The 16,148-nt window shown below is 39.0% G+C and carries 14 protein-coding genes; 11 read left to right on the top strand and 3 right to left on the bottom strand.

What is annotated here, in order from left to right; all coding sequences use genetic code 11:
- The first annotated feature begins 107 nt into the window (after positions 1-107).
- From ivbL to ilvN, 3 genes are all read left to right on the top strand, one after another.
- Complete coding sequence (gene ivbL, locus INT04_RS08755) at positions 108-206, top strand: ilvB operon leader peptide IvbL (RefSeq protein ID WP_165121764.1); 99 nt, start codon at positions 108-110, stop codon at positions 204-206.
- A 108-nt stretch (positions 207-314) separates the two neighbouring features.
- Positions 315-2,009, top strand: a complete 1,695-nt coding sequence (gene ilvB / locus INT04_RS08760) for an acetolactate synthase large subunit (RefSeq protein WP_193015746.1) — start codon at positions 315-317, stop codon at positions 2,007-2,009.
- Positions 2,010-2,013: 4 nt separating this feature from the next.
- Positions 2,014-2,298 carry an acetolactate synthase small subunit gene (ilvN, locus tag INT04_RS08765; RefSeq protein ID WP_193015747.1) on the top strand — a complete coding sequence of 95 codons (285 nt, stop codon included), beginning with the start codon at positions 2,014-2,016 and terminating at the stop codon, positions 2,296-2,298.
- A 51-nt stretch (positions 2,299-2,349) separates the two neighbouring features.
- Here ilvN and INT04_RS08770 read toward each other — a convergent pair whose 3' ends face one another.
- On the bottom strand, positions 2,350-2,928 hold the full coding sequence (locus INT04_RS08770; protein ID WP_193015748.1) for a helix-turn-helix domain-containing protein: 579 nt from the start codon (positions 2,926-2,928) through the stop codon (positions 2,350-2,352).
- Positions 2,929-3,112: 184 nt separating this feature from the next.
- Between INT04_RS08770 and INT04_RS08775 the strand changes: the two genes are divergently transcribed.
- From INT04_RS08775 to INT04_RS08800, 6 genes are all read left to right on the top strand, one after another.
- Complete coding sequence (locus INT04_RS08775) at positions 3,113-3,859, top strand: sulfite exporter TauE/SafE family protein (protein WP_193015749.1); 747 nt, start codon at positions 3,113-3,115, stop codon at positions 3,857-3,859.
- Between the two features lie 200 nt (positions 3,860-4,059).
- Positions 4,060-5,247 carry an MFS transporter gene (locus INT04_RS08780; RefSeq protein ID WP_193015750.1) on the top strand — a complete coding sequence of 396 codons (1,188 nt, stop codon included), beginning with the start codon at positions 4,060-4,062 and terminating at the stop codon, positions 5,245-5,247.
- A 745-nt stretch (positions 5,248-5,992) separates the two neighbouring features.
- Positions 5,993-7,339, top strand: coding sequence for an NCS2 family permease (locus INT04_RS08785; protein ID WP_193015751.1), 1,347 nt, complete (start codon positions 5,993-5,995; stop codon positions 7,337-7,339).
- A gap of 127 nt (positions 7,340-7,466) precedes the next feature.
- Positions 7,467-7,970, top strand: a complete 504-nt coding sequence (locus INT04_RS08790; RefSeq protein ID WP_193015752.1) for a GNAT family N-acetyltransferase — start codon at positions 7,467-7,469, stop codon at positions 7,968-7,970.
- A 395-nt stretch (positions 7,971-8,365) separates the two neighbouring features.
- A complete protein-coding gene (locus tag INT04_RS08795; RefSeq protein ID WP_193015753.1) occupies positions 8,366-10,015 on the top strand; it encodes a Na+/H+ antiporter in 1,650 nt (549 codons plus the stop codon).
- Between the two features lie 2 nt (positions 10,016-10,017).
- A complete protein-coding gene (locus INT04_RS08800; protein WP_193015754.1) occupies positions 10,018-10,890 on the top strand; it encodes a carboxylate/amino acid/amine transporter in 873 nt (290 codons plus the stop codon).
- Here the strand turns inward: INT04_RS08800 and metR are convergent.
- Positions 10,805-11,758 (bottom strand): HTH-type transcriptional regulator MetR, encoded by a 954-nt coding sequence (gene metR, locus INT04_RS08805; RefSeq protein WP_193015755.1) that lies wholly within the window; start codon positions 11,756-11,758, stop codon positions 10,805-10,807. The two genes, INT04_RS08800 and metR, sit on opposite strands and share 86 nt — an antisense overlap.
- Before the next feature lie 106 nt (positions 11,759-11,864).
- Here metR and metE point away from each other — a divergent pair, with 106 nt between their 5' ends.
- Complete coding sequence (gene metE, locus INT04_RS08810; protein ID WP_193015756.1) at positions 11,865-14,138, top strand: 5-methyltetrahydropteroyltriglutamate--homocysteine S-methyltransferase; 2,274 nt, start codon at positions 11,865-11,867, stop codon at positions 14,136-14,138.
- Between the two features lie 182 nt (positions 14,139-14,320).
- Positions 14,321-15,148 carry a hypothetical protein gene (locus INT04_RS08815; RefSeq protein ID WP_193015757.1) on the top strand — a complete coding sequence of 276 codons (828 nt, stop codon included), beginning with the start codon at positions 14,321-14,323 and terminating at the stop codon, positions 15,146-15,148.
- Positions 15,149-15,249: 101 nt separating this feature from the next.
- On the opposite strand, the gene INT04_RS08820 is transcribed toward INT04_RS08815, so the two are convergent.
- Positions 15,250-15,642: a YidB family protein gene (locus tag INT04_RS08820; protein WP_193015758.1), complete on the bottom strand. Its 393-nt coding sequence runs from the start codon at positions 15,640-15,642 to the stop codon at positions 15,250-15,252.
- Between the last annotated feature and the right edge of the window lie 506 nt (positions 15,643-16,148).

Below are 16,148 nucleotides of genomic sequence, written 5' to 3' on the forward strand. Positions count from 1 at the left end.
GGCGATAAAAAATAAACTGAAAAAAAGGTTGTTAATTTGTAGAAGTTATGTTTTTTTAAATACAGATAACACGTAAACACATCATTAAATTACTTGATAGGTAACCCATGATCATCACTACTCTACTACAAAGCCTACGACTAACAGCGCACCTTGCGGCTGTGGTTGTCGTGCGTGTGGTGGTGGTCGTCGGCAAAGCGCCGTAACGGGTCCGAATCAACACAGTTTCGAAACCCCGCCGGCGCACTAACCGGGCGGGGTTTTTCTTTTCTACCCGCCCATCAAGTCCGGCTTAAAACAAAGGACAGATAAAAATGGGTGATCAACAAGAAAACGCCACAAGCAGAACGTTTACAGGCGCACAATTAATTGTTTATTTATTGGAACGGCAAGGGATTACCACAATTGCTGGGCTTCCCGGAGGCGCTGCACTTCCTCTGTATGATGCTTTAAGTCAAAGCCAATCTATTCGCCATATTTTAACCCGCCATGAGCAAGGGGCCGGTTTTATTGCACAAGGAATGGCAAGAACAAATGGTAAACCTGCAGTGTGTATCGCCTCAAGTGGTCCTGGTGCAACGAACTTAGTGACGGCCATTGCGGATGCTAAACTGGATTCCATTCCTTTAGTTTGTATTACAGGGCAAGTCTCTTCAGCGATGATCGGAACGGATGCTTTCCAAGAAGTTGATACCTATGGCATGTCCATTCCTATCACTAAGCATAATTATTTAGTGCGTGATATTGCTGAGTTACCTGACATTATTTGTGATGCGTTTCGTTTAGCAATGTCGGGTAGACCAGGCCCTGTTTGGGTTGACGTGCCAAAAGATATTCAACAAGCTACAATTACGTTAGACGCATTACCCCCTATTCCACAAAAAGATCCTGTTCCCGCATTTAATACTGATTTAGTGATACAAGCGGCGCAAATGATTAATCAGGCTAAAAAACCCGTTTTATACTTAGGGGGAGGGATCATTAGCTCTGAGGCATGTAAAGAAGCGATTGAATTAGCAGAAAAAAATAACCTACCTACCACAATGACCTTAATGGGATTAGGATTAATGCCACCTTCGCATCCTCTGTATTTGGGGATGTTGGGTATGCATGCAACTCGTAGTACCAATTTTATTTTAGAAGAAGCGGATCTGTTAATTGTGTTAGGAGCTCGATTTGACGACCGAGCAATTGGTAAAGCAGAAAAATTTTGTCCTAATGCCAAAATTATCCATGTTGATATTGATCGAGCTGAAATTAGTAAGATCAAACGCCCTGATATTGCGATCCACGCGGATGCAAAATCGGTGTTGTCACTATTATTGCCATTAATCAATACAAATAAGCGCAATGACTGGATTGAGAAAACGACAACATTAAAACAAGAATTTCCATTGGAAATGAAGAATTCAGACAATATTCTTAGTGGTTATGGCATTGTATTAGCGGCTGCAAATTGTGTGGATGATGATGCAATTATTACGACTGATGTAGGACAACACCAGATGTGGGTGGCGCAAGCTTATCCGTTAAATCGACCTCGACAATGGTTAACGTCTGGCGGCTTAGGCACGATGGGATTCGGTTTACCAGCAGCAATTGGTGCCGCATTAGCTGAACCAGATAAGAAAATCCTCTGCTTTTCAGGGGATGGCAGTATTATGATGAATATTCAAGAGCTTGCTACTGCGGCTGAACACCAATTAGATATTAAGATTATTGTGATCAATAATCAGGCGTTGGGATTAGTTCATCAACAACAAACGCTCTTTTTTGATAAGCGTATTTATGCTGCAGCTTATCCTTATCAAACTGATTTTATTCGAATCGCACAAGGTTTTGGTTTAGATACCTGTGACTTAAATCAAGAAGCTGATCCCGCGGCAGCACTACAAGCCGCAATTGATAAGCCGGGCCCGTGTTTAATTCATGTCATGATTGATATTCATGAAAAAGTATTTCCAATGGTTCCGCCAGGGGCGGCAAATATCGAGATGATAGGAGCATAATGTTATGACACTACAATCACAACCTATCGCGCTGGAATTGATTGTTCGTAATCATCCTGGTGTTATGACCCATATTTGTGGGTTATTTGCTCGTCGCGCATTTAACGTTGATGGCATTTTGTGTTTGCCAATGAAAAATAGCGATAAAAGCCGTATTTGGCTATTAGTTCAAAAAGATGATCGTCTAATGCAGATGGTGAGTCAGGTAGAAAAGCTTGAAGATGTAAAAGAGGTGAGATTCAGCGATGACTTACGTGTTTTTGAACAAATGGAAAGTTATTTAAATTAATTAATGCAGATTGGCTCTCTCTTTGTGATTAAGAGCGAGCCAATATAGCGCTTAAGGGCGATGGTGGTAGTGCTGTTGATTTGGGCTCGACATAATTACAGAGGCGCGTAAATGCCCTTCAACACAAATGTAAGAGTGGGGCGCATTACCATGAAAAGCGTAAAAGTCACCCGTTTCTAACAAGACCGTTTCATCATTATCAAAACGCATCATTAATTTGCCAGAATAGATCATGATATGTTCTTGAGTACCATCAGCATGAGCAGGGCTATTGATAATTGCGCCATGCTTCATCTCAATATGCCAAATTTCAGTAATATTACCGATACCGATGCGAAATTTAAATTCTTGGGCATAATCACCCACGATAGGTTTATGTCGTTCTAAACGAGGGTATTCTTCGCGTGTAAAACTAAATAAATCGCCTAAAGGAAAGCCAAGTGCTATCGCGATAGCCTCTAGGGTATCGATTCTAGGATTAGAATCACCAGATTCTAATTTTGACAATGCGGCCTTGGATATTCCCGATTTTCTTGATAACTCATTAAGTGACAAGTTTCGAGATTGTCTTAATTGTTTGACTTTATTACCAAGGTATTCATTTGTTTTTTTAGGAGGTTGTGGGTTCATTGCCAATTCAAAATAGTGTTAGTTTAAAAGTGTCATTCCGATTAGATAATAACACTAATTAATCGTATTCGGAAAAATGAGATCCTGTTTCTGCTGTATTTTGTGAATAGTCTTACGATAGCTATTCGATTTTTACTTATTACGCTAATATCTCTCTATAAATGATAACTATTCAAGGCTTTTTATGGTGGACTTACTGAGTTGGTCTGATATTTTTATTTGCCTACTGACCTTATTTTTTGCTTACGTTATTTTCGGTATGGCAGGATTTGGATCTGCGTTAATTGCGGGCCCCGTATTAGCGCTTTATTTGCCTCTTTCGATGATAGTGCCTTTATTGGCATTAATTGATTTAAGTGCTGCCATAGTGAATGTATTAAGAGATGGGAAACAGGCTGATTTTAAAGAGATACGCTATCTTATTCCGCTTATTATTATTGGTAGTCTTGTCGGTGCGACAATTTTATTAACCACACGACCTGATTTACTCTCTCTTCTTTTAGGTATCTTCGCTGCTTGCTATGCAATCTATGCACTATTTTGGAAAAAACAAGAAAGCCAATTTTCTCAACGCTTGGTTTATCCTTTTGGGTTAATTGGTGGGGTATTTAGCGCATTGTTTGGTAGTGGTGGTTTTTTATATGCGATTTATTTATCAGGCAGAATTGCAGACAAAAATAAGTTTCGCATCACACAAACGACATTGATTGGCTTTAGTACATTAACGCGAGTGGTAATTTTCTTATTTGCAGGTATTTATTGGCAATTGGATATTCTTAAGTTAGCGGTTATTTTCTTACCTGCTATGTTTGCTGGTGTGTGGTTAGGGCGAAATTTAACATTACGGATGTCGAAAGCACGATTTATGAGTGTGATTTATACCATTGTATTGGCATCGGGTACTGTGCTTATCTACCGTTATTTTTCTTAAGCGTTGTAGGACAAATGACGGTGAAGTGAGAATATTGTGAAAGGCAAAGATCTTCGTGAGTCAAACGGAGATCTTTCTCTGATTAACATTACTTTTTAAGCATGTTTATCTATTTCTTATCCCCTATAATACAACAATATTTTATTTAACCCCCTTTCTTCTATAACTGAGGTTTCTGTTATCCGCAGAAACAAAATAACATGTCATATCAAAACTATCGCCAGTCTGACGTTTTTGCGATAACAACCATCACGGTAAGCATTGGTGTTATCGGGATTGTTATTGGATTAACGATCCCTATGGTTGCACTGCGCCTTAACTTGGCCGGTATTAGTGAATCTATTATTGGACTTATTTCTGCAGCTCCTGCTATTGGGATGTTAATTATTTCACCGTTTGCTCGGCGAATTGTGCAATGGATTGGTAAACGCTTTGCCATGCTATTGGCAACGATTTTGTCGGCGATAAGTTTATTGCCCTTAATGGGAAGTTTGTCTTTAGAGCTTTTGTTTCCTCTGCGACTTATAACGGGTATTGCTAGTGGTGTAATGATTTGTTTAGGTGAAACCTGGATTAACGAGCTTTCACCTGATAATAAACGAGGCCGGATTTTAGCGGTATATACCACAGTATTTACTATTAGCCAGTTATTAGGGCCTTCAATTATTGCGCTTTATGGCGTCGCAGATAAGACACCTATTTTAATTAGTGTCTTTATTCATATTATTTCTATTGTCCTGTTTTTAATGATGGATCAGAAAACAGGAGATAAATTACCAAAAGATACACAAGAGCCTAATTTTTCAATTATACGATTTATTAAAGTTGCCCCTGCGATTTGTGGCGGTATTGTATTCTTTGCTTTTTTTGATGGTACTGTGCTGTCAATGTTTCCTATTTATGGCCTAAGCTTAGGTCATACTGAAGCGATTGCGGCAATGATGATAAGCGCTATTCTTGCGGGTGATGCGATTATGCAGATGCCTTTTGGTTGGCTTGCTGATCATATGAACAGAACACGGTTATATCGAATTTGCGGTGTGGTGACATTACTCGCAAGCTTATTATTACCCATTACAATGTCTCATACACTGTTGATTTGGCCTCTATTGTTGGTGCTGGGTGCTACAGCAGGTGCGATATACACTATTGCGTTAGTACAAATAGGGCAATATTTCTCAGGTAATGATCTGATGGTTGCTAATGCGTCTGCGGCGATGTTATGGGGAATTGGTAATCTAGCTGGGCCTTTGCTGGCTGGCGCGATGTCAGAAATTTCTTCATCTTCACTACCATTTTTATTGGTTGCCATGACAGGTTTATTCTTAGTATCAACAATGGAACGTTGGAATATAGGCGTTGAAGCACTCAATAGTAGCTCATCTTAATATCATTTCTTCTCTATCGTATTTCATTTAGGGTGATAGGAATACGATAGAGGAACGCTCTCTTTTCCCGATTTCCAAATGTTCAAATTTTATCTTATTGTTTTTTATAAATGATTATAATTATATTTCGTAATTATACTTATTTTGAAATTTATTAAGAATAATCTAGAAATGCTTATATTGAACAGAAGGTCATTTGCTAAAACAAGGTTTATTCATCTAATGTTAGAAGTAGAAGATAACACTATCTTCAGATAAAAATAACGAATACTGCAAACCACTAATCGCCACACATTGGGAATGGGAGGTATTATTTATCTAGGCAACTGATTAAAGTGACTAATAATAGATAAATATACCTAGTTATTATCTTATTTAAAATAAGTTAAATAAAAACAATTAATTATTTTGTTTTTCTACTGTGAGATAAGCATGATATTGGATGATTGTACAAAAGTAGAATGATGAGGAAAGTAAATAGTTGCTTTCCTCTTTTTCTTTTTTTATGACTTTAAATTATCTTTTTATGACATTTTTATTAAAAATGTGTTTTTTCGCTTGATTCTTACCCTAAAAGCACCAGATAATCGTTTGCGTCGAATTCTCTCACTTAATCCACATAAAAAACCAAACGTTTGCTTTTGACTCCCTCTTAAGATTTTTCATCGATAAGAGGTCATTTTAATTGATACGTAATCGTTTTCGTTTTTTGGAGAGTGAACCGTTTTTATGTCAGAGGAATGTAATGTCTGCTAATCAATCAGCAACCACAGGTAAACTGGATAGCTATTTTAAACTTACAGCTCGCGGTACCACTGTTCGCAAAGAAATGATCGCCGGTTTGACGACATTTTTGGCGATGGTGTATTCCGTGGTTGTTGTTCCTAGCATGTTAGGACAAGCCGGTTTTCCACATACCGCGGTTTTTATCGCAACCTGTTTAGTCGCGGGATTAGGCTCTCTTCTAATGGGATTGTGGGCGAATCTTCCTATGGCGATTGGGTGTGCCATCTCATTAACGGCATTTACCGCTTTTAGCTTGGTCTTAGGACAAAACATCTCTGTGCCTGTTGCTTTAGGTGCCGTGTTTTTAATGGGGTGTTTATTCACCGTATTTTCATTAACCGGCATTCGTACTTGGATCTTAAAAAATATTCCGACAGGTATTGCTCATGGTGCAGGAATAGGGATAGGTTTATTTTTACTTTTAATTGCCGCCAATAGTGTTGGGCTTGTCGTTAAAAACCCATTTGATGGTTTACCTGTGGCAATGGGTAAATTCACATCTTTTTCTGTATTAATGTCATTGGCAGGTTTAGCTGCTATTTTCGGATTAGAAAAACGTAAAGTACCCGGTGGCGTGTTATTGGTAATTGTTGCTATTTCTATTTTAGGACTGATTTTTGATCCCAATGTGAAATATCAGGGTGTTTTTAAAATGCCTCAATTAGGTGAAGAAGGGCTTTCTTTATTATTCGCAATGGATATTAAAGGAGCATTACAACCGTTAGTTTTACCTAGCGTATTAGCATTAGTAATGACTGCTATTTTTGATGCAACAGGGACGATTCGCGCTGTAGCAGGGCAAGCTAATTTATTAGATAAGCGTGGGCAAATTATCAATGGAGGCAAGGCACTTACCTCCGACTCCGTGAGCAGTATTTTTGCGGGTGTGATTGGCGCGGCACCGGCCGCCGTTTATGTTGAATCAGCCGCGGGTACTGCTGCTGGTGGTAAAACAGGATTAACGGCGACCGTAGTCGGTATTTTATTTTTACTGATCCTGTTCTTATCACCTCTTTCTTATTTAGTTCCAGCTTACGCGACTGCGCCTGCATTAATGTATGTCGGATTATTGATGTTAGGTAATGTGACAAAATTAGATTTTAGTGATTTTGTTGATGCTATGTCAGGTATGGTGTGTGCCGTCTTTATTGTTTTAACCTGTAATATCGTCACGGGTATTATGCTTGGTTTTGGTTGTTTAGTGATTGGCCGTGTATTTGCAGGCGAATGGCGTAAACTCAATATTGGTACCGTCTTAATTACGGTTGCTCTAGTGGCATTTTATGCGGGTGAGTGGGCAATTTAATTAAAATAATCGGCTTTAAAGACAAAAGGCGGAATATATCTATATTCCGCCTTTTTGCTATTTATTTATCTACTTTAATTCGCTATTGTCGAAATTAAGTCTAGTGGTTAAACATTTGGTAGAATATATGCAAGAAATAAAAATACGGCACGGTGAACCAGACGACGCAGCCGCAATTCAACAGTTATATACTCATCCTGATTTATATCTTTGTACTTGCCAATTTCCTTACCCTTCTGTGACGATGTGGAAAAAAAGACTACTTGAGTTTGCAGAACAAAATATTCCTCATTTTGTGGCAACCATTGAAGGCCAAGTCGCTGGGCATTTAGCACTGATAATTGATAATCATCCTCGTCGTCGCCACATTGTGAGTTTTGGTATTGGTGTTGGTGCTGAATATTCAGGAAAAGGCGTGGGTAAGTTACTTATCAATACAGCAATTGATTATGCTTTCAATTGGTTAGCAGCTACACGATTAGAATTGGAAGTGTATTCAGATAACGAAAGAGGCTTACATCTCTATAAAAAATTAGGTTTTGAAGTTGAAGGTGTACGTCGTAAAGCCGCCTTTAGAGAGGGTAAATATTGTGATGTTGTCATGATGTCTATGTTAAGAACAATTGAATAACAGGTTTGTATTACGGCATTGCTCTCAAAAATAATAAGAACTTCACTTTATTTGCCCGTTTTTATTTAGTAATACGGTATTTTACGTTTTTATACGGTCTATTACATCGCTTAGACTGAAAAAGAGAAATAAAAACGTATGCTTTCTATGTTTAATGCCGTTAATAAATAAAAGGCATATATTGAGAATGCAATTTGCTATGTGAGATACGATTAATCTTAATTTTAAATAATCACTCAGGAGTCTGAGTAGGATCTGTTTAAAATAAGAAAAGGTAAAGATAGGCATGATGCACAAACTTTACATGATGTGTTTCTTTATCATTCGGCAGGGTTTTCTTCTCTAAGGAAAAGATGACAGATTTTCAGGATAAAAAATAAGCATGTAAGGGTAACATGGAAATTTTCTTTACTATTTTGATTTTAATACTGGTGGTTTCAGTGTCGGGAGTTATCACAAAATTAATTCCCTTTCGTATTCCGTTACCATTAATACAGATTGTTATCGGGGCTTTGTTGGCATGGCCTCAGTTTGGTTTGCATGTCACCTTTGATCCTGAATTATTCCTCGTTTTACTGATCCCGCCTTTACTGTTTGTTGATGGTTGGAAAACACCGACACGAGAATTTATTCAAAATGGGCGCGAGATTTTTATTCTTGTACTGGTTTTGGTGATGGTCACCGTTGTTGGTATTGGCTATTTAATTTATTGGATGATGCCAAGCATCCCTCTAATTTCTGCGTTTGCATTAGCGGCGGTGCTTTCGCCGACGGATGCGGTAGCACTTTCCTCTATTGTGGGAAAAGGGCGAATACCTAAGCGAATAATGGGTATTTTAGAAGGTGAAGCATTAATGAATGATGCTTCGGGTCTGGTTGCCTTAAAATTTGCAGTCGCCGTGGCGATGGGAACGATGGTGTTTACTGTTGGCGGTGCCACACTGGAATTCTTTAAAGTCGCGGGCGGAGGATTGCTGGCTGGTATTGGTGTCACTTTAATTTACAGTAAATCACTGCGATTAATGAGCCGCTGGAGCGGTGACGATCCTGCCACACAAATTGTCTTTATGTTGTTGTTGCCTTTTGCTTCTTATTTAATTGCAGAACATATTGGTTTCTCGGGCATTTTGGCCGCGGTTGCTGCGGGTATGACTATCAGTAAATCAGGCGTTATCCGTAATGCACCTCTTGCGATGCGCTTACGTGCTGATAGCGTATGGTCAATGCTTGAATTTGTCTTTAATGGCCTTGTCTTTATTATGCTTGGCTTACAACTTCCTATTATCTGGACAAGCTCTGTTATTCAAGCGGATCTTGATCCTGAAGTTGAAGTTTGGATGCTATTTGCTGCTGTTTTCATTATCTATTTCGCACTGCTGATTTTGCGCTTTACGTGGTTATGGCTAATGAAAAAAATTAGTCAGATCTTTATGAAAAAACATCCACTTGATTTCGCTAACTATACAACACGTGAACTGTGGCTTTCGTCATTTGCTGGTGTTCGTGGTGCAATTACGCTAGCGGGTGCACTTTCTATTCCTCTCTTTTTAACCGATGGCAGTACCTTTCCTGGGCGTTATCAAATTATTTTTATTGCTGCGGGGGTTATTTTGCTGTCGATCCTCGTGGGGATTATTTCGCTTCCTTTCTTGTTGAAAGGTGTAAAAATTACCGATAAAGAAGCAGATAAAAACGAAGTTCGTTATGCGCGTAAGGTCATGGCAGAAGTAGCGATTGTCAGCCTGAATAAAATGGAAGAACGTTTAGCCGCAAGCACTGAAGAGCAACTTGATGCTGAAGAAATTAATGAAGTTGCTTCTCGTGTTACGGGTTATTTAAGACGACAAACAGCAACGCAAGATGAGATGGTTCATAACATGTTAGAAGAAGATCTCGAAAGACGTTTTCGTCTAACGGCATTGCGTGCTGAACGTGGTGAGCTTTACCATTTACGTGCAACGCGAAAAATCAGTAATGAAACACTTCAATTATTGCTGCATGAATTGGATTTAATGGAAGCGTTACTTGTTGAGAAAGACAGTTAATTATGTGGTTGCTCGTTATTACAACACTGTTATGGGCAGCCTCTTTTAGCCTGATTGGCGAGTATCTCGCGGGTCAGGTTGATAGTTGGCTTTCTGTTCTTATTCGCGTTTCTTTAGCGGCATTAGTTTTTTTACCTTTCTTACGTTGGAAGGGAGTTCGTTTTAAGGTGATTTTGCTTTATATGAGTGTGGGGGCTTGCCAATTAGGTGTGATGTATCTGTTTGTTTTCCACGCTTATAACTATTTAACGGTGGCAGAATTTTTACTGTTTACTGTATTGACACCGCTTTATGTCACTCTGATTTATGATTTATTAGAACGTCAACGATTACGTTGGGGTTATGTTTTTAGCTCATTATTAGCAGTATTAGGTGCCGCTATTATCCGTTATGACCATCTCAGTGATGATTTTTGGTATGGATTGTTATTAGTGCAATTAGCAAATATTTTCTTTGCTATTGGTCAAGTGGGATATAAGCGATTAATGGAAGTTCATCCTATCCCACAACACCATGCGTTTTCTTGGTTTTATCTTGGTGCGGTTGTCGTTGCACTGATAGGCGCACTGTGTTTCGCTGATTGGCAGAAAATACCAACGACATCACTACAATGGGGTGTTTTACTCTGGCTAGGAATTGGCGCTTCTGGAATAGGGTATTTCATGTGGAATTATGGTGCCACACAAGTGGATGCTGGAACCTTAGCAATTATGAATAATATGATGGTTCCAGCAGGATTATTAGTGAATTTTTCTATTTGGCAACAACATCCAAATTGGCCAAGTTTCATCATAGGCGCGGGCCTGATTGTTGCATCACTTTGGATCCATCGACGCTGGATACGCCGACCTGCTTTACAAAAGGAAGATTATTAACTGCGTGCTGGCCTGATAAACGTATAAATTCACGAATTGCCGGTTGATGTTGCTCTCCACTGCGGTTAGCCGCATATAACCGGCTCCATAATCCCTCGCCTAATGTTTTTGTTACCACTAACCCTTGTTTTTCAAAATTTTCAACCGCCCAATGGGGTAATGCTGCAATTCCCATACCTGCTGCAACCATTTGAATTAACAGTAATGTATTATCAACATGTTTAAAGTGTGGGGTAATGCCTGCCGGTTGTAAAAAATGTCGCCACACATCAAAACGTTCTCTTTGCACCGGGTAAATAAATAAGGTTTCTGCGATCAAATCTTGTGGCTGAATATGTAAGCGATTAGCAAGAGGGTGGTCGGGCGATAAAATCAGTTTAACTTCATAGTCAAACATTGGGGTGTAGTGTAAACGTGCATCATCCAAAATATCAGAGGTTAACACGACATCGAGTTCACGTTGTAATAATGCGGGTTGCGGATCAAACGTAACACCCGAATGAAAATCGACATTTACCTCAGGCCAAGTTTGACGATATTGCTGTAATGCGGGTGTTAACCATTGAATACAACTATGACATTCGATAGCAATATTTAAATTTGCACTCCCCGGTTCATTACACGCTTCAATGGCTCTACGCACGATAGGCAGAACCTCTTCCGCTAATTTTAATAACACTTCGCCTTGTGAGGTAAACCGCAGTGGCTGGCTTTTGCGTACAAAAATTCGATAACCTAGGCGATGTTCTAACTCACTAAATTGATGTGAAAGAGCCGATTGCGTTTGATGTAGTTGATTGGCAGCGTTGGCAAGAGAGCCAGAGTGCTTAAGTGCCAAGATCGTTTTTAAATGTTTTATTTCTATCATGAGAAACCTTCAGGTTGTGGATGAAAAATTTGCGCTTGTGATTTATACACTACCTGTAGATTATGGATGTGTAAACATCTAGACGGCTAAATATAGGATTTTAATAATGACAATTCGCAATCACACACTGGGTTTCCCTCGTATTGGCTTGGATAGAGAGCTAAAAAAGGCGCAAGAAAATTATTGGGCAGGTAAGATTTCACAAGAAGAACTTATTGCAGTAGGCAAAGCGCTTCGTGCTCGTCACTGGCAGCAGCAAGCTGATGCGGGTGTTGAATTATTGCCTGTTGGTGATTTTGCTTGGTATGACCAAGTATTGGGCACAAGTTTACTGTTAGGTAACGTACCGCCTCGTCATCGTAATGAAGAGGGCTCATTAGATCTCGATACCTTATTTAGGGTTGCTCGGGGTAGAGCGCCGACGGGTAAACCTGCGGCTGCGTCTGAAATGACGAAATGGTTTAATACTAACTATCACTATATCGTACCCGAGTTCCAACAAGGCCAATCATTTTCTTTCGCTTGGAAAGAATTATTAGAAGAAGTCGATGAAGCATTAGCATTAGGCCATAAAGTAAAACCTGTTTTACTTGGCCCTGTGACTTACTTATGGTTAGGCAAAGTGAAAGGCCCTGAATTTGATCGATTAACGCTACTGAAAGATATTCTACCTATTTATCAGGAAGTTATTTCTTCTTTAAAAGAGAAAGGGATTGAGTGGGTACAAATTGATGAACCTGCTTTGGTGCTGGATTTACCTATTGAATGGCAAAATGCATACCAAGTGGCTTACCAAGCATTGACTGGGCAAGCTAAATTATTGCTGACAACCTATTTTGATGGTATTTCTCATCATCTTGATGTGATTAAAAACCTCCCTGTTGATGGACTTCATGTGGATATTTCTGCAGGGCAAGATAATTTGCAACATTTACACCAAACCTTACCGAAAGAGTGGGTGCTGTCATTAGGTGTGATTAATGGTCGAAATGTTTGGAAAGCAGATTTAAGCACACGTTATCAGCAAGTTGTTGCACTAAAAGGTGAACGGCCATTGTGGATTGGGACTTCATGTTCATTACTGCATAGCCCAATTGATTTAAAGGCAGAAACTAAACTTGATGATGAGGTAAAAAGCTGGTTTGCCTTTGCAGTTCAAAAATGTGAAGAAGTGGCTTTGTTAACGAAAGCGTTGAATGCACCACAAGGCGAGTATGATGATCAACTAGCACAATACAGTGCCCCCATTCGTCAGCGTGAGCATTCTACTCGTGTACATAATGCAAAAGTGGCGGCTCGTCTACACGCCATTAAAGCACAAGACAGTGAGAGACATTCACCTTATACCCAACGAGCAGAAGTACAACGTACACGATTTAATCTGCCATTATGGCCCACCACGACGATTGGGTCCTTCCCACAAACAACAGAAATTCGTACTGTGCGCCTCGATTTTAAAAAAGGAAATATTGATACTGCGGCTTATCGTACAAATATTAGTGAACATATTAAGCAAGCAATATCAGAGCAGGAAACTCTAGGTCTTGATGTATTAGTGCATGGCGAAGCTGAACGAAATGACATGGTGGAATATTTTGGTGAGCACTTTGATGGCTATGTGTTTACACAAAATGGTTGGGTACAAAGTTATGGTTCACGTTGTGTAAAACCCCCCGTGATTATTGGTGATATTAGCCGTCCTGAAGCCATTACGGTGGATTGGGCTACTTACGCACAATCATTAACTGAAAAACCCGTCAAGGGCATGTTAACAGGGCCGGTGACTATCTTATGTTGGTCTTTCCCTCGTGAAGATGTCACTCGTGAAACTATTGCAAAACAAATTGCGTTAGCACTGCGTGATGAAGTAGACGATTTACAAAAAGCGGGTATTGGCATTATTCAAATTGATGAGCCAGCATTACGTGAAGGGTTACCACTACGCCGTGATGAATGGCAGGCTTACCTTGATTGGGCGGTGGATGCTTTTAAATTAAGTGCTGCTATTGCTGATGATGAAACACAGATCCACACGCATATGTGTTATTGCGAATTTAATGACATCATGGATTCTATTGCAGCGCTGGATGCAGACGTGATTACTATTGAAACATCACGTTCAGATATGGAGCTTTTAGAGGCCTTTGAACACTTTGATTATCCGAATGAAATTGGGCCGGGTGTTTATGATATTCACTCACCAAATGTGCCAAATGTAGAATGGATTGTTGGATTATTAAGAAAAGCACAATCACGCATTCCAGCTGAGCGTTTATGGGTAAATCCAGACTGCGGATTAAAAACACGCGGTTGGCCTGAAACCCGCGCAGCATTAGCAAATATGGTTGAAGCTGCTAAATATTTACGTCAAAACGTGTAATAAAATAATTAACCTCGCTTATTAGCCTACTTTTTTTGACCAGTAACTTTTAATAAGTGCACTATCAAAATAGTAGGCTAATTTTATTTAAAATAAAAAATAAAAGTATTATTTAAAACTCAGAGCAAATCTTATTATTGATATTCTTGAGAGTTGCTATACTGCGAAAACTCTCTAATTGTATGGATATTATTATTGTGCAAAGTAGCATTAAACTTTCGGATAAAGTATTAGATGCTTTTCCAACACGAGCGTTAAAATTAGTTCCACTAAAAGGAGATGGCGGGCTATTTCGCACCTTATTTTTAGTAATTGTTATGTTAGCGTTGACCGTATTTAGTGCTTATCAAATTCCTAATATTCTTTATGATTATAAAATCAGTGAGAATGCAGTGCCTGTTGATGCTACGGTGAAGGGCTCTTGTCGCTCTCAACTCTTTGTTTTGACTAACTGTAGTGTTGATTTACGTTATAAAGGCAATGAAGTTTCGCGTAATTTTACGTTCTTAGATATCGGTTCAAAAGATGTACTTGTTGAACCTGTCGCTGATGGGAATGATCTCAGTAAAATGACCGTTGATGTGGCGATAGATAATATTTGGCTTCGTTTAATTAGCACTATTATTTTTATCGGCTTATTTGGCTTTAGTGTGTTCTTTTTTATTTATCGTCAAATATTGACGAGTAAAGTAAGAAAAGCACTCTTATCAGTAGACGCTCAGCCTCTAAAATTAATCGCAATTCCAGCAAAAATGGTGGTGAGTAATAAACAATTCATTGCGACTTATCATATTAATTTGGAAGGTAAAGATATTCGTATCGCTTATTCAGGAAACAAGAAAACACCGCCTATTGTGATTGAGCAAAATGGTAATACTTATGTATTAGCTGTTTATTCACCACAACAAAATATTCCTTACGCATTAGATGTGCCTTTAGCGCGTATTCAAGCAACACAAGAAGAGAAACAACGTTTTCATGACGTGTTAATTGAAGAAGGTTTATTGTAATTAAATATTGTTATTAACAGCTCTTATTAAGAACGTAATGAGTTCTCTCTTATGGGATGTAAGAGAAAACTCATTAAATACATGCTATCAAAGCTATGTATTTAGCCACCAAAAATCTTCGCTTTTAAAATATCCATTCCAGCGCTAACTAAATCTAAATCTTGTGGCACAACGCCATCGGGTGTCACTTTATCGATTAATTTAGGTAAGTATTGTGCAGCCATTTCCGAGGCTTCTGCTGCACTCAAATTAATTTTTGCAGCAAGATCATTAATGACTGGAGATGAAAAAACAGCAGTAATTTGCTCAGCACTAATCGGTAAATTGGTATTGGTACTTATCCATGATTGAATCAGTTCGCTTAAACCTGCGGTATTAAATTGTTTTATTAAGCCTTCAATACCACCTTGAGACTCAACCCAGTCAAGGACGGTTTTATATTGATTGATTTTTTCGCCACCCAGTAGGCTCGCAATTTGGTTAAATAAGCTCATGCACACTCCAGTGACAATGTATTCGCCACATATTTAGATGTTAATTTTAAGGGCGGTAGTGTACTCGCTATGTTCGTCATACTTCAAGCTACTCGTTATACTTCAAGCCGTAGCGTTGTTGACTTCATTCTCTCGCACTAGTCACATACTCTTGTATGCTCCTAACGACTCGTTCTTTTGTCGCCTAGCTACATCTTGAATTATTTAGAGTATTTACTCGTTATACTTCAAGCCGTAGCGTTGTTGACTTCATTCTCTCGCACTAGTCACATACTCTTGTATGCTCCTAGCGACTCGTTCTTTTGTCGCTTAGCTACATCTTGAATTATTTAGAGTATTTACTCGTTATACTTCAAGCCGTAGCGTTGTTGACTTCATTCTCTCGCGCTAGTCACATACTCTTGTATGCTCCTAGCGACTCGTTCTTTTGTCGCCTAGCTACATCTTGAATTATTTAGAGTATGTATTTGGGTATTTATATTCGCTAGGGTTTTTATTGCATCTAT

Source organism: Proteus sp. FME41 (assembly GCF_014897315.1).
Taxonomy (GTDB): Bacteria; Pseudomonadota; Gammaproteobacteria; order Enterobacterales; family Enterobacteriaceae; genus Proteus.

Excerpts from the sequence above, each read along its gene's own strand:
- ivbL (WP_165121764.1), top strand. The coding sequence starts at position 108 with ATGATCATCACTACTCTACTACAAAGCCTACGACTAACAGCGCACCTT.
- ilvB (WP_193015746.1), top strand. The coding sequence starts at position 315 with ATGGGTGATCAACAAGAAAACGCCACAAGCAGAACGTTTACAGGCGCA.
- ilvN (WP_193015747.1), top strand. The coding sequence starts at position 2,014 with ATGACACTACAATCACAACCTATCGCGCTGGAATTGATTGTTCGTAAT.
- INT04_RS08770 (WP_193015748.1), bottom strand. The coding sequence starts at position 2,928 with ATGAACCCACAACCTCCTAAAAAAACAAATGAATACCTTGGTAATAAA.
- INT04_RS08775 (WP_193015749.1), top strand. The coding sequence starts at position 3,113 with ATGGTGGACTTACTGAGTTGGTCTGATATTTTTATTTGCCTACTGACC.
- INT04_RS08780 (WP_193015750.1), top strand. The coding sequence starts at position 4,060 with ATGTCATATCAAAACTATCGCCAGTCTGACGTTTTTGCGATAACAACC.
- INT04_RS08785 (WP_193015751.1), top strand. The coding sequence starts at position 5,993 with ATGTCTGCTAATCAATCAGCAACCACAGGTAAACTGGATAGCTATTTT.
- INT04_RS08790 (WP_193015752.1), top strand. The coding sequence starts at position 7,467 with ATGCAAGAAATAAAAATACGGCACGGTGAACCAGACGACGCAGCCGCA.
- INT04_RS08795 (WP_193015753.1), top strand. The coding sequence starts at position 8,366 with ATGGAAATTTTCTTTACTATTTTGATTTTAATACTGGTGGTTTCAGTG.
- INT04_RS08800 (WP_193015754.1), top strand. The coding sequence starts at position 10,018 with ATGTGGTTGCTCGTTATTACAACACTGTTATGGGCAGCCTCTTTTAGC.
- metR (WP_193015755.1), bottom strand. The coding sequence starts at position 11,758 with ATGATAGAAATAAAACATTTAAAAACGATCTTGGCACTTAAGCACTCT.
- metE (WP_193015756.1), top strand. The coding sequence starts at position 11,865 with ATGACAATTCGCAATCACACACTGGGTTTCCCTCGTATTGGCTTGGAT.
- INT04_RS08815 (WP_193015757.1), top strand. The coding sequence starts at position 14,321 with ATGGATATTATTATTGTGCAAAGTAGCATTAAACTTTCGGATAAAGTA.
- INT04_RS08820 (WP_193015758.1), bottom strand. The coding sequence starts at position 15,642 with ATGAGCTTATTTAACCAAATTGCGAGCCTACTGGGTGGCGAAAAAATC.